Source organism: Actinoplanes sp. KI2, from assembly GCF_025630775.1.
Lineage (GTDB): Bacteria > Actinomycetota > Actinomycetes > Mycobacteriales > Micromonosporaceae > Actinoplanes.
The window spans coordinates 88,230-105,452 of sequence record NZ_JAOSZE010000028.1; the positions used below are offsets into that span (position 1 = coordinate 88,230).

At 70.3% G+C, this 17,223-nt stretch carries 14 protein-coding genes; 4 read left to right on the forward strand and 10 right to left on the reverse strand.

Translation table 11 applies throughout. From position 1 onward, the window contains the following. Nucleotides 1-3: 3 nt before the first annotated feature. From ODJ79_RS28320 to ODJ79_RS28340, 5 genes are read right to left on the reverse strand one after another with little or no spacing between them, the layout of a single operon-like run. Nucleotides 4-996 (reverse strand): branched-chain amino acid ABC transporter permease, encoded by a 993-nt coding sequence (locus tag ODJ79_RS28320; protein ID WP_263026639.1) that lies wholly within the window; start codon nucleotides 994-996, stop codon nucleotides 4-6. Further along, nucleotides 993-1,880 carry a branched-chain amino acid ABC transporter permease gene (locus tag ODJ79_RS28325; protein ID WP_263026640.1) on the reverse strand — a complete coding sequence of 296 codons (888 nt, stop codon included), beginning with the start codon at nucleotides 1,878-1,880 and terminating at the stop codon, nucleotides 993-995. The genes ODJ79_RS28320 and ODJ79_RS28325 overlap by 4 nt, the downstream gene beginning before the upstream one ends. Continuing rightward, on the reverse strand, nucleotides 1,877-2,593 hold the full coding sequence (locus tag ODJ79_RS28330; RefSeq protein WP_263026641.1) for an ABC transporter ATP-binding protein: 717 nt from the start codon (nucleotides 2,591-2,593) through the stop codon (nucleotides 1,877-1,879). The genes ODJ79_RS28325 and ODJ79_RS28330 overlap by 4 nt, the downstream gene beginning before the upstream one ends. Next, nucleotides 2,590-3,315, reverse strand: coding sequence for an ABC transporter ATP-binding protein (locus tag ODJ79_RS28335; protein ID WP_263026642.1), 726 nt, complete (start codon nucleotides 3,313-3,315; stop codon nucleotides 2,590-2,592). Before ODJ79_RS28335 ends, ODJ79_RS28330 begins: the two co-directional genes overlap by 4 nt. After that, entirely contained in the window at nucleotides 3,312-4,616 is a 1,305-nt protein-coding gene (locus ODJ79_RS28340; RefSeq protein ID WP_263026643.1) for an ABC transporter substrate-binding protein, read from the reverse strand. The genes ODJ79_RS28335 and ODJ79_RS28340 overlap by 4 nt, the downstream gene beginning before the upstream one ends. A 106-nt stretch (nucleotides 4,617-4,722) precedes the next feature. On the opposite strand from ODJ79_RS28340, the gene ODJ79_RS28345 reads away from it, so the two are divergent. Together ODJ79_RS28345 and ODJ79_RS28350 are read left to right on the forward strand one after the other, a co-directional pair. After that, the gene (locus tag ODJ79_RS28345; protein ID WP_263026644.1) at nucleotides 4,723-5,517 is read left to right on the forward strand and encodes an IclR family transcriptional regulator; all 795 of its coding nucleotides are present in this window, start codon (nucleotides 4,723-4,725) and stop codon (nucleotides 5,515-5,517) included. 68 nt (nucleotides 5,518-5,585) lie between these two features. Further along, on the forward strand, nucleotides 5,586-7,049 hold the full coding sequence (locus ODJ79_RS28350; protein WP_263026645.1) for a benzaldehyde dehydrogenase: 1,464 nt from the start codon (nucleotides 5,586-5,588) through the stop codon (nucleotides 7,047-7,049). Between the two features lie 390 nt (nucleotides 7,050-7,439). Here the strand turns inward: ODJ79_RS28350 and ODJ79_RS28355 are convergent, their stop codons facing one another. Genes ODJ79_RS28355 through ODJ79_RS28370 form a run of 4 tightly spaced genes read right to left on the reverse strand, consistent with a single transcriptional unit; the run spans nucleotide 7,440 to nucleotide 12,637 of the window. Then, a complete protein-coding gene (locus ODJ79_RS28355; RefSeq protein WP_263026646.1) occupies nucleotides 7,440-9,413 on the reverse strand; it encodes a beta-galactosidase in 1,974 nt (657 codons plus the stop codon). Between the two features lie 45 nt (nucleotides 9,414-9,458). After that, nucleotides 9,459-10,796 carry an ABC transporter substrate-binding protein gene (locus ODJ79_RS28360; RefSeq protein WP_263026647.1) on the reverse strand — a complete coding sequence of 446 codons (1,338 nt, stop codon included), beginning with the start codon at nucleotides 10,794-10,796 and terminating at the stop codon, nucleotides 9,459-9,461. 21 nt (nucleotides 10,797-10,817) lie between these two features. Continuing rightward, a complete protein-coding gene (locus ODJ79_RS28365; RefSeq protein WP_263026648.1) occupies nucleotides 10,818-11,735 on the reverse strand; it encodes a carbohydrate ABC transporter permease in 918 nt (305 codons plus the stop codon). Beyond that, on the reverse strand, nucleotides 11,735-12,637 hold the full coding sequence (locus ODJ79_RS28370; protein WP_263026649.1) for a carbohydrate ABC transporter permease: 903 nt from the start codon (nucleotides 12,635-12,637) through the stop codon (nucleotides 11,735-11,737). Before ODJ79_RS28370 ends, ODJ79_RS28365 begins: the two co-directional genes overlap by 1 nt. Nucleotides 12,638-12,835: 198 nt before the next feature. On the opposite strand from ODJ79_RS28370, the gene ODJ79_RS28375 reads away from it, so the two are divergent. Beyond that, complete coding sequence (locus tag ODJ79_RS28375; RefSeq protein WP_263026650.1) at nucleotides 12,836-13,894, forward strand: LacI family DNA-binding transcriptional regulator; 1,059 nt, start codon at nucleotides 12,836-12,838, stop codon at nucleotides 13,892-13,894. On the opposite strand, the gene ODJ79_RS28380 is transcribed toward ODJ79_RS28375, so the two are convergent. Continuing rightward, the gene (locus ODJ79_RS28380) at nucleotides 13,891-15,546 is read right to left on the reverse strand and encodes an immunity 49 family protein (RefSeq protein WP_263026651.1); all 1,656 of its coding nucleotides are present in this window, start codon (nucleotides 15,544-15,546) and stop codon (nucleotides 13,891-13,893) included. The genes ODJ79_RS28375 and ODJ79_RS28380 overlap by 4 nt on opposite strands. A 309-nt stretch (nucleotides 15,547-15,855) precedes the next feature. Between ODJ79_RS28380 and ODJ79_RS28385 the strand changes: the two genes are divergently transcribed. Beyond that, nucleotides 15,856-17,154, forward strand: coding sequence for a lysophospholipase (locus ODJ79_RS28385; protein WP_263026652.1), 1,299 nt, complete (start codon nucleotides 15,856-15,858; stop codon nucleotides 17,152-17,154). Nucleotides 17,155-17,223 lie beyond the last annotated feature (69 nt).

Consider the following 17,223-nt stretch of genomic DNA (forward strand, 5'->3'; position numbering starts at 1 on the left):
ATGCTAACCGGCCGGGCGCAACGCGTAGCCGACCGGAAGCAACCGGAACGGCAGCCGGTCGTCGGCGAGGCTCCACAGCCCGCGGGGCAGGAAGAGAGCGAACGCGATCGCCACCGCGCCCAGCCCGATCAGGTACCAGGCGCCGTACTGCGCGAACCAGTCCTGCAGCAGGAAGAACAGGATCGCACCGAGGATCGGGCCCTCGTAGGTGCCGATCCCGCCGACCAGGACCATGAACAGCATGTACGCCGACCACTGCACGCCGAAGATCGACTGCGGCTGGATGAACAGCGTGTTGGCCAGGGTCAGCGCGCCGGCCGCGCCGCAGCCGAAGCCGGCCAGCACGAAGAGCATGAACTTCAGCGGCATGATCCGGACGCCGAGCGACGCCGCCGCCTCCTCGTCGTCGCGGATCGCCTGGATCGCCGCGCCGCTGCGCCGGCGCAGCAACAGGAAGACCAGCACCAACAGCAAGAGCGTGAACGCCAAGGTCAACCAATAGGTGTACGCACGACGCCAGTCCGGCGCGAAAGTGTTCAACCCGCGCAGCGACACGCCGGTGCCGCCGCCGAGGTCGTGGTCGAGCGCCACGAGCAGCGCGAGGGTCTCGGCGACCACCCAGGTGCCGACCGCGAACTGGCCGCCGCGCAGCCGCAGCAGCAGCGGGGCGACCGCGACCGCGAGCACGGCCGAGGCCAGGGCGGCCAGCACGACCGCGAGGTAGGCGGGCACGCCGCGCTGGGAGATGAAGACCGTCCCGTACGCGCCGAAGCCGATGAACGCCTGCTGCCCGACCGACACCAGCCCGCCGTACCCGGCCAGGACGTTCCACATCACCGCCATGATGACCAGCGTGCACAGCGTGGTGAGCTGCTGCACCACGTCGGCCCGCAGGCCGAGCGGCACGGCGAACAGCGCGATCCCGATCAGGATCAGCACCCCGGAGGAGATCCGGGTGGCGCGCCCCGATCGCTTCACCGTCCATCGCTGGCTCATGCCATCCGTCCTTCCCGCCGGATCCCCAGCAAAGATCGTCCGTGCGGGCTGGCCAGCACGATCAGGAAGACCAGGTGGCCGGCGAGGATCGAGTACTGCGGGTCGATCGTGGCGCCGATCGTCTGCGCGACGCCGAGCACCATGCCACCCCAGAGGGTCCCCCACAGCGAGCCGAGCCCGCCGATCACCACCGCCTCGAAGGCGAAGATGAGCTGGGTCGGCCCGCTGGACGCGTCGAAGATCGAGCGAACCGCGAGGAACATGCCGGCCAGCGTCGCGGTGGCCACCGCGATCGCCGTGGCCCGGGCGTACACGGACGAGGCCGGCACGCCGACCAGCGTGGCGGTGTCCGCGTCCTGGGCGGTCGCCCGCATCTCCCGGCCGAACGCGGTGCGGCGCAGCATGAGCTGCAGGCCGCCGAGCACCAGCACCGCGGTCACCAGGATCAGCACGCCGAGATAGGACAGCGACAACTGACCGGTGATCCGCCAGCTGCCGGTCGCGATCCCGCCGGCCGCTCCGCCGAGCGAGCGCACGTCCGGGTTGTACGCCTGCAGCAGCGCGTTCTGGATGACGATCGCCAGGCCGAAGGTGGTCAGCAGCGGGGTGAGCGGCCCGCCGCGCAGGCTGCGGGCGAGCACCGTGCGGTGCAGCGCGTAGCCGAGCACGAGCATCACCGGCAACGCCGGGATCAACGCCCAGAACGGTCCGATCCCGGTACGCGTGGTGATCGACCAGATCAGGAACGCACCGAGGACGGCAAGGTCCCCATGGGCCAGGTTGATGATGCGCATGACGCCGAACATCAGCGAGAGCCCGCAGGCGAACAGCGCGTAGAGGCCGCCGAGCAGGATGCCCTGCACGATCGCGTTCACCCAGTTCACGGCCGCCTCGCCTGGTGGAAGCCGAAGTACGCGGTGACCACTTCCTCGCGGCTCAGGCCGTCGGTCGTCGCGTCCAGCACGATCCGGCCCTCGAGCAGGCAGATCACTCGGTCGGACGTGCTCAGGGCGCGGCCGAGATCCTGCTCCACGAGAACCACCGTGGCGCCGCTGTCGCGTAGCACGGTCATGCAGGCGTACACCTCCTCGACGGCCTTGGGGGAAAGACCCAGCGAGACCTCGTCGATCAGCAGGAGCCGCGGGTTGGTCATCAGCGCCCGCGCGATCGCGGTGGCCTGTTGCTGACCGCCGGAGAGTTTGGCCGCCGGGCGGTCGCGCAGCGGCTCGAGCGCCGGGAACGCGGCGAGCACCGACCGGAGATTCCACCGGCCGGGCCGGGCGCGGCGGCCCGCCACCAGCAGGTTCTCCTCGACGGTGAGCTCGGGGAACAGGCGCCGGCCCTCGGGGACGTAAGCGATGCCGCGGCGCACCCGCTGGTGGGCGGGCACACCGGCGAGGTCGCTTCCGTCGTACACGAACCGGCCGTCGGAAAGCGGATGTGCGCCGGCCAGCGTGCGCAGCAACGTGGTTTTGCCGGCGCCGTTGGCGCCGATCAGCGCCAGCACCTCGCCCTCGGCGATGCCGAACGAGACGTCCCGGACGGCCGGCAGCAGTCCGTGGCGGGCGAAAACGCTCTCCGCGCGCAGCAGCGTCATGAGGCCGCCTTCCCGAGGTACGCGTCGATGACGACCGCGTCGCCCAGCACCGCCTGCGGCTCGCCGTCGGCGATGACCCGCCCGGTGTCCATGCAGACCAGGCGGTCGACCACCTGCACCAGGACGTGCACGATGTGTTCGATCCAGACGATCGCGACGTCGCGGACGCGGATCTGCCGGATCGCGGCGACCAGCTCGGCCGCCTCGGCGTCGGTCAGGCCCGCGCCGATCTCGTCGAGCAGCACCACCCGTGGCCCGGTCGCCAGGCAGCGGGCCAGTTCCAGGCGCTTGCGGTGCAGCAGGCCCAGACTCTCGGCGCGCCGGTTGGCCAGCTCGGCCAGCCCGCACTCGTCGAGGACGTCGGCCGCCGTCCGGTTCAGCGTGGCGCCGCTCAGCCCGGCGCCGTATCCGGCCGCGACCACCACGTTCTCCAGCACGGTCATCCCGCCGAACGGGCGCGGGACCTGGAACGCCCGGCCCACGCCCATCCGGCATCGCTGGTCGGGGCGCGTCCGGGTGACCTCGCGCCCCGCGAAGCGCACCGTCCCGGCCGTCGGGCGGACCGCCCCGGCCAGGACGTTGAGCAGGGTGGTCTTGCCGGCGCCGTTCGGGCCGACGATGCCGACCGCCTCGCCCTCGGCGACCGCGAAGTCGACCCCGGTCAGCACCCGCAGATCCCCGTAGCGCATCGACAGGCCCGTGCCCTCGAGGATCGGGCTCAAGGCTTATATTCCTGGAGCTTCGCGGCGACCGGCACGTTCGGGTCGGACGAGTTCTCGACCAGCACGAAGTCCACCTTGTACTTCGGGTCGGTCGACTTGATCCACTGGCCGCCGAGGATCGGGGTGGCGACCACGTTCGCGTTCGGGCCCTTGCCCCACTCCAGCTTGCCGATCGGGGTGTCCACCGACAGCGTCTTCATGGCGTTCGCGACGCCCAGCTTGTCCTTGGGGTTGCCGGCCGCCTTGAGCACGGCGGCGGCCACGTCGAACAGGGCGAGGCTCGGGCCGAGCTGCTGGTTCCACTGCTTGCCGGTCGCCTGGTAGCCGTCGCCGAGGGCCTTGCTGTCGACGCCGGTCAGCGACGACTTGTACGGGAACGTGGGGGTCCAGTACGCGCCGCCGGCGATCCCGATGCCGATGTCGCCGAGCGCCTCCACCTGGGACGGGAACAGCCCGGTCTTGGCGATCTGCGCGATCTTCGGGACGTACCCCTGCTGCGCGGCCTGCCGCCAGAAGGTGGCGAAGTCCGGCGGGATCGGGAAGGCGTTGAAGATCTGGCAGTCCTCGGCCTTGAACTTGGCGATCTGCGCGGAGAAGTCGTTGGTCCCGTCGGTGTACGCGCCGGGGTCGACGATCGTGTAGCCGGACTGCTTGAGCAGCGGCCCGAGCGCGGCCCGGATCGCGTTGCCGTCCGAGTCGTTCGGCCACATCACGCCGACCTTCTTGTTGGTCGGCACCTGAGGCCACTCGTGGGTGTACATGTTGTGGAACTGATCGACGCCGAAGCAGAAGTGATACGTGAACTTGTACGCGTCCTTCTGGTCCGGCTTCGCGCCCCGGCCGAAGTACCAGGCCTCCCACGGCACCACTGTGGACACACAGGGCACGCCCGCGGCCTCGCAGGCGTCGCTGACCGGGTTGACGGTCTCGGGCGTGCTCGTGGTCAGCATCAGATCGACCTGATCACTGTTGATCAGGTCGTTGGCCACCTGCGCGGATCGCTGCGGGTTCGACTGGCTGTCCCGGTCGAGGATCTGCACCGCGTACTCGGTGCCGTTGACCGTCAGACTGGTCAGCGACTTCTTCGCGAGGTCGAGGACGTACGCGTCGGGCTCGCCGAAGCCGGCGGCCGCGCCCGTCCGGGGGCTCACGAAGCCGATCTTCAGAGCCGATTTGGCTTGGTTTTTCGAGCTATTGCCGCCGCCGGCGAGGCCGCCGCAGGCGCTGAGAAGAGGGAAGGTCAGTCCGAGGCCGGCCGCGCGGAGCAGATCGCGCCGGGTCGTTCCAGTCTTGCTTTCCATGTACGCCTCCTGGGCGAGGACTGGTGCCGAGGAAGGTAGGAGTGGGCCGCGTCACACGTCAATCGCATGTTCAAATATCCGGAACACTTGTCGAAAGGATGCAACCGTGACGCAGCCGTCGTTCTCCCAGTCCCTCGAACGCGGTCTGCGCATCCTGAGCGAGTTCGCCGCCAACGGCCCGGTCCTCGGCATCGCCGACCTGGCCCGCGCGGTCGACCTCAACCGCAGCACCACGCACCGGTACGTGGCCACCCTCGCCACCCTCGGCTTCCTCCAGCAGGACCCGGACACCCGCAAGTACTCGCTCGGCCCGCGCGTGGTCGACCTCGGCTTCGCCGCGATCAGCTCGATGGAGATCACCGGCGTGGCGGCGAGCCACCTCCAGGCACTCTCCGACGAGACCGGCTGCGCGGCCAGCATGGCGGTCCTCGACGGCGCCGACATCGTCTACGTCGAGCGCCGCCGCTCGCGCCGCACCGCCGGGGTCGCGGTCGACCTCAACCTGCACGTCGGTTCGCGGCTGCCGGCGTACTGCACCTCGATGGGCAAGGTGCTACTCGCCTACCGCGAGCCGGCCGCGCTGCGCGCGCTGCTCGACCGGATGGACCTCGCCCGCCGCGGACCCAAGACGATCACCGTACGGGAACAGCTGGTCGCCGCCCTGGGAAAGGTGCGGCAGGCCGGTTTCGCGGTCAACGACGAGGAACTGGCGCCCGGCCTGCGCTCGATCGCCGCCCCGATCCGGGACCGCTCCGGCCACGTGGTCGCCGCCATCAACGTGGCCGTGCATCTGACCACCTTCACGACCTCGGTCGAGTCGGTGGTCAGCCGGCTCGGCGGCCCGCTGCGGCGCACGGCGGCCGACATCTCGCACCAACTGGGCTACCGTTCGAACATGTGAAACACGACGTTGTCTCGCGAATGTTTCGGGCCTAGGTTCGGCGCACCCTGGTGCGATGGAGGCCCGTCATGGCTTTGCTCGATCAATCCCGATGGAACGACCAGATCTTCGAGGGCGGGGCCTGGCGCCCCGGAAGCGGCGCCACCACCGACGTGATCGAGCCGGCCACCGGCGAGTCGCTCGGCCGGGTCACCCTGTCCACCCCCGACGATGTGGCCCGGGCCGCCAAGGTTGCGGCCGAGGCCCAGCGCGAATGGGCCGCGCTCCCCCATCCGGCGCGCGCCGCCGTCCTCCGCAAGGCCGCGGCGTTGTGGTCCGAGCACGCCGACGAGATCAGCTGGTGGAACATCCGCGAGGTGGGCGCGATCCCCGGCCTGGCCGGCTTCGCCCTGCACGTCGCCGAGCAGGAGTGCTGGGAGGCCGCGGCGCTGCCCAGCCTGCCGTACGGGTCGCTGATCCCGAGCGAGGAGCCCCGGCTGTCGATGGTCCGGCGCTACCCGGTCGGCGTGGTCGGCGTGATCTCACCGTTCAACGTGCCGATCATCCTGGGCATCCGCTCGGTCGCGCCGGCGCTCGCCCTCGGCAACGCCGTACTGCTCAAACCCGACCCGCGCACCGCGGTCACCGGCGGCCTGGTGCTGGCCCGCATCTTCCAGGAGGCCGGCCTGCCCGACGGCCTGCTGCAGGTACTGATCGGCGGCGCCGACGTCGGCGAGGCCCTGCTCACCGACCCGCGGGTCCCGGTCATCTCGTTCACCGGCTCCACCGAGGCCGGCCGCCGGGTCGGCGCGCTGGCCGGCAGCCACCTCAAGCGCGCCCATCTCGAGCTGGGCGGCAACTCGGCGATGCTCGTGCTGGACGACGCCGATGTGGACGCCGCGGTCAACCTGGCCGCCTGGGGCAGCTTCTTCCACCAGGGCCAGATCTGCATGACCACCGGCCGCCACCTGGTGCCCGAGCGCCTCTACGACGACTTCGTCGACCGGCTCGCCGACAAGGCGGCCAAGCTCCCGGTCGGCGACCCGGCCCGCGACCAGGTCGCCCTCGGCCCGGTCATCGACGCCGGCCAGCGCGACAAAATCCACGACCTGGTGACGTCCTCGGTCGGCGACGGCGTGCGCCTGGCCGCCGGCGGCTCCTACGAGAGCCTGTTCTATCAGCCCACCGTGATCGCCGGCGTGACCACCGCGACGCCCGCCTTCGCCCAGGAGATCTTCGGCCCGGTGGCGCCGGTCGCCCGCTACGGCAGCATCGACGAGGCCTTGGCGCTGGCCACCGCCACCGAGTACGGCCTGTCCCTGGGCATCGTCACCCGCGACGCGATGCGCGCCGTCGAACTGGCCGACCGCATCCCGACCGGCATCGTCCACATCAACGACCAGACCGTCAACGACGAGGCCAACGCCCCCTTCGGCGGCACGGGCGCATCCGGCACCGGCTCCCGCTTCGGCGGCGCCCAGGCCAACATCGACGCCTTCACCGACACCCGCTGGCTGACGGTCCGCAGCCAGCCCGCGCAGTTCCCGTTCTGACCAGACGTCTCGCTGCCCCCGGTGCCGGGGGCAACGAGATCCAAAACCTTTTCCGGTACGCGACGACAAAGTCCCCGGTGCAGCGCCGCACGCCGTCGTTGGTCACCCTCCGCGCGCGCCCGCCGGGTTGTCCCGCGTGGCCGCGCCGGACGCCGTCCACACGGCTCCCGCGCACCCCACCGCACCGCTACGCGCGGCCGTCCACACGACTCCCGCGCACCGCACCACGACCATGTATTTCCGGGGTGCCCCGTATCAGGGAACGGCCCGCGATTGCCCCGCCGGTGAGCGGACAGCCGATTCCGCCGCCGCCGGTTTTGCGGTGTCGGAATCGGCTGTCCGCTCACCGGCCTGAAAGGGGCGATCGCCCGCGGAGCGAAGCGGAGCCAGCTAGCTCAGCACCGCCACTCCCCTGGCGGCTAGAACGGGGTGCGCCGGGGAGAGTGTGGAGATGTCCACCGGCTCGTCGGTGCGGTTGATGACGAACTGGAAGCCGCCTCGGCGGGTCAGTTCGACGCGGCCGCGCAGGTCGTCTGGCAGGTCGCTGGTCACGCCGGCGCGGGCGGCCAGATCGGCCAGGAGCACCCGGAGCCCCTCGGGGCCCAGACGCGTTGACACGTACGAGGCGGAGCCGGCTCCTACCGGTCGCCGGGTCACGGCCGGGCGGCCGGCGACGTCGCCGGACTTGTAGGTGGCCAGCACCTCGACGTCGGTGGCGGTCAGGTCGATCCGGTCGGTCCAGAGCGACCCGGTCAGGCCGTTGTCGAGCTCGGCCCGGCCGTCGTCGGGCAGCGGGGCGAACTCCTCGATCCGGATGCCGAGCAGGTCGCGCAGCGCGCCCGGGTAGCCGCCGAGCCATACGTGGTCGTTCTCGTCCACGATCCCGGAGAAGTACGTGGTGACCAGATGGCCACCACTGTCCACATAGGTGGTCAACCGCGTCGTGAGGGCGGCCGGGACGACGTGCAGGATCGGGGCGATCACCAGCTCGTACCCGGACAGGTCGGTGTCGAGCGGGACCACGTCGGCGCGGATGCCCAGGTCGAGGAAGGCGAGGTACCAGTCGAACGCCTCCCGCCGGTAGCGCAGGCGGTTGGTCGGGTGGGAGTCGAGCTCGGCGACCCACCACGACTGCCAGTCGAAAACGATCGCGGCCCGGGCCCGGGTGCGCGGGGTGCCGGCGAGCGGGGCGAGCTCGTGCAGGCGGGAGCCGAGCGCCACGACCGATCGGAACAGGTCGCTGTCGGGGCCGGCGTGCGGGAGCATCGCCGAGTGGTACTTCTCGGCGCCGCCCCGGGACTGACGCCACTGGAAGAAGCAGACCGCGTCGGCGCCGTGCGCCACGTGCAGCAGGGAGTCGCGTTCGAGCTCGCCGGGGCGCTTGGGCAGGTTGACCGGCTGCCAGTTGACCGCGCTGGTCGAGTGCTCCATCAGGAACCAGGGCCGGCCGCCGGCGATGTTCCCGGTCAGGTTGGCGGAGAAGGAGAGCTCGTCGGCGGACCGCACGCCGCGCTGACGGTAGTGGTCGTTGGCGACGAAGTCGACCTCCGCGGCCCAGTCGGCGTAGTTCATCGAGCTCTGCTCGCCCATCACCATGAAGTTGGTGGTGACCGGCACCTCGGGGGTGATCTCGCGCAGCACGTCCCGCTCGGCGATCAGGTAGTCCTTGAGCGCATCCGAGGAGAACCGCTTGAAATCGAGCTGCTGCCCGGGATTCGGGAACGTGGCGGCCAGCCGCGGCGGCAGGATCTCGGCCCACGAGGTGTAGCGCTGCGACCAGAAGGCGGTGGCCCAGGCGTCGTTGAGCGCTTCGATCGTCTCGTAGCGGATCCGGAGCCACGATCGGAAGGCGCGCGCCGCGTCGTCGGAGTAGTCGTGCACGTTGTGGCAGCCGAGCTCGTTGTTGACGTGCCAGGCGGCCAGTGCGGGGTGGTCCCGGTAGCGCTCGGCCAGCGCCCGGACCAGGCGCAGGGCGTACCTGCGGAACACCGGCGAGGTCGGCCGCCAGTGCTGCCGGCCGCCCGGCGAGATGGTGTTGCCGACCCGGTCGACCGGCAGGATCTCCGGGTGCGCGGCGGCCAGCCACGGCGGCGGCGAGGCGGTCGCGGTCGCCAGGTCGACCAGGATCCCGTTGGCGTGCAGCAGATCCATGGCGTCGTCGAGCCACGCGAAGTCGAACTCGCCGTCGGCGGGTTCGATCCGGGCCCAGGAGAAGATCGCGAGCGACACGATGGTGACGCCGGCCTCGCGCATGTGCCGGACGTCGTCGTCCCACACCTCGCGCGGCCACTGGTCGGGGTTGTAGTCGGCGCCGAACTCGAGGCGCGGCGGGCCGCTGCGGCGCAACCAACGGGTGGAACTCACACGATCTCCTTCTGACGGGGCCCGCGGGGAGGCGGGCCCCCGATCTCACTTGACGGTAAAGCCCTGCTCGGTGCCGTACTTGGCGGACTGGTCCTGCCACGCCTTGAGGCCGTCGGCGAGCGAGGTGCTGGACACGTACGCCTTGCCGACGGTGTCGTTGAAGATGCTGTTCGCGTAGACCTGGAACGGCAGGTACGACCAGCCGGTTACGACGTTCTGCGCGGACTTCGCGAAGATCTGGTTGGCCTTCTGGCCGCCGAAGTACGGGAACGGCGTGTCGAGGAACGCCGGCGAGGTGAGGTCGGCCGTGGTGGACGGGAACGCGCCGCCCTTGATCCGCAGGTCCTTGCCCTCTTCGACCGACGCGTACTTCACGAAGGCGTACGCGAGGGCCTTGTTGGCCGACTTGTCCAGGACGCCGAGCGAGCTGCCGCCGTTCTCGGCGCTGGCGCTGCCGCCGGCGTCCCACTGCGGCATCGGCGCGACCCGCCACTTGCCGGACGCCGCGGCCGCGCCGGTGGAGAGGTTGCCCGGCATCCAGGCGCCGGTGGGCAGGCTGGCGATGGTGCCGTCGCCGAGGGCCTTGAACCACTGGTCGGTCCACGGCGGGATCGACGCGACCAGCTTCTCGGTGATCATCGGCTGCCAGGTGGTGGCGTACTTGCTGGACCCGGCGTCGGCGAAGTTGATCGTCACGTTGGTGCCGTCGACCGTGTACGGCTTGCCGCCGGCCTGCCAGATCATGCTGGTGGTGAAGCCGGCGTCACCGGTGTCGCCGGTGAGGTAGACCTTCGGGTTGGCCTTGTGCAGCTTGCGGGCGGCGTCGACGTACTGGGTCCAGGTGGTCGGCACGGTTATCCCGTACTTGTCGAAGACCTCCTTGTTGTAGAACAGGGCCATCGGGCCGGAGTCCAGCGGGAGGCCGTAGACGCCGCCGCCGGGGGTCACCGCGTTCCACGGGCCCGGGGTGAAGTCGCTCTTCAGGCTGGTGGCGCCGTAGCCGGCGACGTTGGCCAGCGACTTGGACAGCGCGAACTGCAGCACGGCGTAGTACTCGACCTGCGCTACGTCCGGCACACCGTTGCCGGCCGCGACCGCGTTCTGCAGGGCCGTGTACTGCTTGTCGCCCGTACCCGCATTGACGAGGTTGACCTTGACGTTCGGGTACTTCTTCTCGAAGCCCGCCTTGACGTCCTTGATCGTCTGGTCCCAGGCCCACACCGTGAGGTTCCCGCCCTTGGCGAGCGCGGCGGTGACGTCGGCCTCGGAGCCGGACGCGGAGCCCGAGGAACCGCCGGTGGATTTGTCATCATTGCCGCCGCAGGCGGCGAGCGCCAGCATGGCGGCCGTGGCGGCGGCGGCCACCTTGAGGAATCTGGACATGAGCTTCCTTTCGGGGGGAATTCATTCTTTGACGCTGCCGACGGCGAGGCCGGACTGCCAGTAGCGCTGGAGAAGCAGGAAGGCCGCGAGCAACGGCAGGATCGTGAGGAGCGATCCGGTGATGACGAGGTTGAACACGGCCTGGCTGCCCGCCGTCGCCGCCTGGTCGTTCCAGGAGTTCAGGCCGATGGTCAGCGGGTACCAGTCCGGGTCCTTCAGCATGATCAGCGGCAGGAAGTAGTTGTTCCAGGTGGCCACCATGCTGAAGAGCAGGACCGTGACGATGCCGGGTGCCAGCAGCGGCACGGAGATGCGGAAGAAGGTGCGGAACTCGCCGGCGCCGTCGATCCGGGCGGCCTCGAGCATCTCGTCCGGGACCGCCTGACCGGAGAAGGTCCACATCAGGTAGAGCCCGAACGGGGTGATCAGCGACGGGATGATCACCGACCACGGCGTGTTGGTGATGCCCATCTTGCTGAACATGAGGAACGTGGGCACCGCGAGGGCGGTGCCGGGCACCGCGACCGCGCCGATGACCACGGCGAAGACCCCGCGCCGGCCGACGAAGTCGAACTTGGCCAGCCCGTAGCCGGCCAGCGTGGCCAGGAACGTCGCACCGCCGGCGCCGACCACCACGTACAGCACCGTGTTGCCCAGCCAGCGCAGGAACACCCCATTGTCGTACGTGAGGGTCTGCCGGATGTTCTCCCAGAGCGCGAACTTCCCGTCGTCGAACCACAGGCCGAACGAGCTGAGCAGGCCCTCCTGCGTCTTGGTCGAGTTGATCAGCAGCCAGACCAGCGGGATCAGGCTGTAGATCGCGACGATCGAGGTGAGCACCGTAAGGGTGAGGCTGCGCTTGGAGTTGCGGCGGTAGGGCCGGTGGGCGACGGGAGCGGCTTTCCGCGTACGGCCGGACGACTGCACCGCGGCGGTCATCACTTCTCCCTCGTGCCGCGGAGCTGCACGACGTACGCGATGACCATGGTGATGACGCCCATGATGATCGCCACGGTGGCGGCGTAGTTGTACTGCTGGCCGGAGAAGGACAGCGAGTAGGCGTACAGGTTGGGGGTGTAGCTCGTGGTCAGCACGTTCTTGGCCAGCGGGCGGAGGATGGCCGGCTCGTTGAACAGCTGGAAGCTGCCGATCACCGAGAAGATCGTGGCGATCACCAGGGCACCGCGGATGGCCGGCAGCTTGATCGCCGTGACGACCCGGAACTGGCCGGCGCCGTCGATCTCCGCGGACTCGTAGAGCGAGGCCGGCACGACGCGCAGCGCGGAGTAGAAGATCAGCATGTTGTAGCCGACGAACTCCCAGGTCACGATGTTGCCGATGGACGCGAGCACCAGGTGCGAGCCGAGCGGGTCGGGCAGCGAGACGTTCAGCGCGTCGTTGATGTTGCCGACCAGGCCGAACTGGGAGCCGTACATGAAGCCCCACATCAGCGTCGCGACGACGGCCGGCACCGCGTACGGCAGGAAGATCGTCACCCGGAAGAACGCCTTGCCGTGCAGCCGGCCGCTGTCGATGGCGAGCGCCACCAGCAGCGCGAGCAGCAGCATGATCGGCACCTGGACCACCAGGAACAGCGCCACCCGGCCGAACGCCGACCAGAACTCGGAGTCGTGCAGCGCCTGCCGGTAGTTGTCCAGCCCGACGAACGAGTTCCCGCCGATCAGCCGGTTCTTGAACAGGCTCAGGTAGATCGAGTACCCGATCGGCGCGAGGAACACCAGGGCGAAGACCAGCATGAACGGCCCGACGAACTGCCAGCCCTTCCACGAGCGACGGCGCCGGCGGACGCCCGGCGGCGCCACGACCTGAGGAACTGCCATGCCCTCACCCTTCCGATCGCACGAGAATGTTTACGCAAACATCGGTACCGATGGGGCGCCCCGTTCGCTCGTGTTGCTTTGTGTTTCATGGCGTTGGCCCCTGTGATGTTTACGTAAACATCGTGGTGATAGTTTCACCACGTGCACGGATCGTCAAGGAGCGACTCTGCATCGCCGCGCCGCACCCGCGGAGCGTCGATGGCCGACGTCGCACGCCTGGCCGGAGTGTCTTCGCAGACCGTTTCCCGGGTCTCCACCGGGCACCCCGGCGTGGTCGAGTCGACCCGCCGGCAGGTGCTCGCGGCGATGCGCGAGCTCGGGTACCGACCGAACAGCGCCGCACGTGCCCTGAAACGGGGCACATTTCATACTATTGGCGTCATTTTGTTTACGTTGTCCACCACCGGCAACAGCCGGACGGTCGAGGCGATCGCCACCCAGGCCGCCCAGGAGGGGTACGCGATCACGCTGTTCCCGGTGGCGGCGCCGACCCAGGACGGCGTGCTCGGGGCGTTCACCCGCCTCGGCGAGCTGGCCGTCGACGGCATCATCGTGATCATGGAGGTGCACCTGCTCGACGCGGTCGATCTGACCCTGCCCCCGGGCGTACAGGTGGTGGTGGTCGACTCGGACGCCGGCGATCGGTATCCGGTGGTCGACACCGATCAGGCGGACGGGGCCCGGCAGGCCGTACGGCATCTGCTGGACCTCGGACACGAGACGGTCTGGCACGTCACCGGCCCGGCCGAGTCGTTCTCGTCGGAGCGGCGGGCCCAGGCCTGGCGGACCACGCTCGAGGAGGCGGGGCGTGTCGTGCCGCCGGTCGAGCGGGGCGACTGGTCGGCCGCCTCCGGCTATCGCGCCGGTCTCCGGCTCGCCTCGGAGCCCACGTGCACGGCGATCTTCGCGGCCAACGACCAGATGGCGCTGGGGGTGTTGCGGGCGCTGCACGAGACGGGGCGGCGGGTGCCGTCCGAGGTGAGCGTGGTCGGTTTCGACGACATCCCGGACGCTACGTCGTACCTGCCGCCGCTCACGACCGTGCACCAGGATTTCGCCGAGGTGGGGCGGCGGTGTGTGCACGGGTTGCTCGCACAGATCCGGGACGAGCGGGCCGAGCCGGGGACGGTTCTGGTGCCGACCACGCTGGTGGTGCGGGAGAGCACGGCGGCCCCGCCCTCGCCGCCCGCGCCGGTGGTGCGGGAGAGCACGGCGGCCCCGCCCTCGCCGCCCGCTCAGTCTTCGCCGGCCACCTAGCCGGGGAGCAGGCGGTAGGGCTTGGGGAACCAGGCCCAATGGTCGTCGCACCAGGCCAGGCCGTCGTAGGACAGGCCGGCCGTGCGGCCCGGGGTGACGTAGCGCCAGGACGCCCAGACCCGGCCCGGCAGCAGCAGACCGGCGATCTCGCCGCGTCCGCCCGGGAACAGCTCCTGGTCGTCACCGAGCGGCGCCACGTGGATCTCGACGTGGGCGCCGGAGTCGGGGTGCCGGAAATCGAGCGGTCCCGCCCACAGCGACTCGTAGTGTCGCCGCGCCCGATCGACAACGGCCGCGGCGAACGTCTTGGCGTAGTCGTCGTCCCGCGGGCGTAGCTCGCGCAGCGCCACCCCCGTGCGATCGGACGCGATCGCTTGCAGCATCGGCTCGAGCCGCAGCCGCAGCACGGTGGTGGACACATCGGCCGCCGAGTCGGCCATCTCGCGCCACGCGCTCTCCACGGCGGCGAGTCGGTCGGGATCGAATCGGCTCGGTTCCGCGCGGTACGCGGCCCAGCCCCGCTCGTGCACGAAGCGCGGTTCCGATCGGTCGCGAGCGGCGGCGAGACAGTCCGCGGCCTCGGTGAGCCAGGCCCGCCGCCGCCGATCGTCCCCGCCTCGGCCGGCCAGGAGGTCGGCGACCAGGACGAGCTCGCCCACGTCCAGCAGGTCCTCCAGCCCGGGCGCGAACTCCTCGTCGGCCACGAGAATGGCGTCCAGGATGCCGGGTCCGTTGCGCGCCGTGTAGGTCCCCATCATCCTGCCCGCCTCCTCCCGGCGATCGTGACCGCGGCCCTGGCGCGGAAAGCCCTCCAGATCGAGGAACCACTGGGCCTCTTCGCGGCGGTGCAGGCGGGCCGGCGGGAAGTGGTATCGCACCGGGCCGAGCGCGCGGAGTCCGCCACGGATCAGATCCGGCGGCAACCGATCGGAAGCGTGCCCGATGTGGAACCCGCGATCGTGGCCGTGCGCGGCCAGGCCGAGCACGGGGAGCGCGAGCAGGCCCAGCGAGTCGTACTCCCACTCGTCGTACAGGTAGAACTCGTCGTGACACCGCACGGCCGCGGCGAGCGCGGCGTCGAACGCCGCCTGGTCTCCGGCGTTCAAGATCTCCAGCAGCGGCCGTACGCGAAGGGAGACGAACTCCGGTTCGGCCGCCGTCGCGCCGTGCTCGGCCACCGCCGCGCGAGCGGTTGCGATCGATTCCGCGGTCGGCCCGGTCAGCGCCCGGCCGACCGGTGTCCAGAAGTCGTCGGCGATCTCGCCGAGCAGTTCGAGCAGCGGCGGATGGCCGAGCGCGGTGAGTCCGGCCTCGTCGCGCAGCACCCGGCACGCCCCGACGGCCGCCAGCCAGGTGCTCGGGCCGATCGAGACGCCGCGAGCCGGGACGAGCCGCGCACCGCCGGGCACGGGAAGCTCGACCCGCCCGCGGTCGCGTACCCACGCGATGGCCGCGGCCGTGGCGGCCGCACCCGCCGACGCCAACGCTTCGTCGCGCAGCCGGTGATCGCCGAGCGCCGCGGTCAGACACGCTCGCACCAGCTCGATCTCGAGCAGATCGACGCCGTCCCGGCCGGTCGGATCACGGTCGAGCACCGCCCGGCGACGCTCGTCGACGAACGCCAGCGTCTCGGCCCAGTGCGCCACGTTCACCGGCCCTCCCGCCGCCGTCTCACCATCGGGTGTCATCGCGATCCCGTTCCGTCCGGCCGTTGGGCCTGACGAGGTAGTACACGACATCGGTGGGGACTTCAACAGCGTTGTGGCCGCCCTGTGGCCGTATTGCCGCTCAAGCCGTTCGGAGCCTTGACAGTCATTAATGGCAAGCTTTGGATGTTACCGGGAGGTAACGCGATGATAACCAGCTGGAAGCGTGCTGCTCTCGTCCTGACTCTGGTGCTCCCGCTCGCCGCGGTGGGCGAACCGTCATTTGCTGCAGATACTCCGACCTGCGTCGCTCCGGTGCCGAGCAGCACGCAGCCGGGCTACACGGTTTTCGATCCGAATTGTGACACCAACGGGACGCCGTTCGTCGCCCTGCCGAACGCCCGGGCCTACACCGGGATCAGCGCGGGCGCGGCGTACCGGATCGAGGTTCCGGCCAACTGGAACGGGACCCTGGTCGTCTGGGCGCACGGCTACCGCGGCGCCGGCAAGACCGTCTTCGTGAACAGCCCCGAGCTGCGGGCGCACTACATCGACGCGGGCTACGCCTGGGCCGCCTCGAGCTACGCGACCAACGGATACGACGTGGGGCAGGGCGTCCGTGACTCGTACGCGACGATCGGTCTTTTCCGCCAGGCGACCGGTCACGCGCCGAAGAGCGTCATCATGAGCGGCGAGTCGATGGGCGGCCAGATCACCGCGGTCGCGATCGAAACCTATCCCCGGACGTTCGCGGGCGCGATGCCCTACTGCGGCGTGCTCGGCGACGTGCGGCTGTTCGATTACTTCCTGGACGCGAACGTCACCGCCGCCGCGCTGGCCAAGGTGCCGATCGACTTCCCGCTCAACCCGCCGGCCGACTACCAGGACCAGTGGCGGGCCAAGGTCGCCGCGATCCTGCCCGCGCTCGGCGTCAAGACCGGCCAGCCGCCCGCGCTGACCGCGGCCGGTCAAACCTGGTCCGATGTGGTCGAGCGCCGCACCGGCGGCCCGCGGCCCGGCTTCGACGGCGCGTTCGCCTACTGGAACACCGCGACGTCGCTGGCTCCGCTGAACGACCTGCCGTTCCTGTTCGGCCTCTACCCCGGCCTGACCGGCGGCACGTCGAACATCGCACCCGGGAACGTGACCGACAACCGGTTCACGCTCTACCGCAGCACCGACCGGTGGTGGCCGACCGCGGCCGAATGGCAGCTGAACGCGTCGGTCCTGCGCGTCCGGCACACCGCCGACGCGGACCCGGGCCTGTCCGGCATCCCGCGCGTCGACGGCAACCCGCGCATCCCGGTCCTGTCGCTGCACGACGTCGGCGACCTCTTCGTGCCGTTCTCCATGGAGCAGGTGTACGCCCAGCGCGTCGCCGTCCACCGCCAGTCGAGCCTGTTCGTTTCCCGCGCCATCCGCGGTGTCGGACACTGCGACTTCAACCAGCAGGAACTGACCGAGGGCTTCGACGACCTGACGACCTGGATCCACACCGGTCACCGGCCGGCCGGGGACGCCATCCTCAACCCGAAGGTGGTGGCGTCGCCCGAGTTCGGGTGCCGCTTCACTCGGGGCACTCACCCGTACTTCGTCGCCCCGGCCTGCTCGTAGACGTCCCCTGACGACAGTCCCTCGATCACCGCGACCACCTCGCGGTGATCGAGGGTGGGCACGGCCGCC

What these genes read in the sequence shown, in the direction of transcription:
- ODJ79_RS28340 (WP_263026643.1), bottom strand. Translation starts at nt 4,616, where the DNA reads ATGGAAAGCAAGACTGGAACGACCCGGCGCGATCTGCTCCGCGCGGCC.
- ODJ79_RS28350 (WP_263026645.1), top strand. Translation starts at nt 5,586, where the DNA reads ATGGCTTTGCTCGATCAATCCCGATGGAACGACCAGATCTTCGAGGGC.
- ODJ79_RS28360 (WP_263026647.1), bottom strand. Translation starts at nt 10,796, where the DNA reads ATGTCCAGATTCCTCAAGGTGGCCGCCGCCGCCACGGCCGCCATGCTG.
- ODJ79_RS28330 (WP_263026641.1), bottom strand. Translation starts at nt 2,593, where the DNA reads ATGACGCTGCTGCGCGCGGAGAGCGTTTTCGCCCGCCACGGACTGCTG.
- ODJ79_RS28320 (WP_263026639.1), bottom strand. Translation starts at nt 996, where the DNA reads ATGAGCCAGCGATGGACGGTGAAGCGATCGGGGCGCGCCACCCGGATC.
- ODJ79_RS28370 (WP_263026649.1), bottom strand. Translation starts at nt 12,637, where the DNA reads ATGGCAGTTCCTCAGGTCGTGGCGCCGCCGGGCGTCCGCCGGCGCCGT.
- ODJ79_RS28375 (WP_263026650.1), top strand. Translation starts at nt 12,836, where the DNA reads ATGGCCGACGTCGCACGCCTGGCCGGAGTGTCTTCGCAGACCGTTTCC.
- ODJ79_RS28365 (WP_263026648.1), bottom strand. Translation starts at nt 11,735, where the DNA reads ATGACCGCCGCGGTGCAGTCGTCCGGCCGTACGCGGAAAGCCGCTCCC.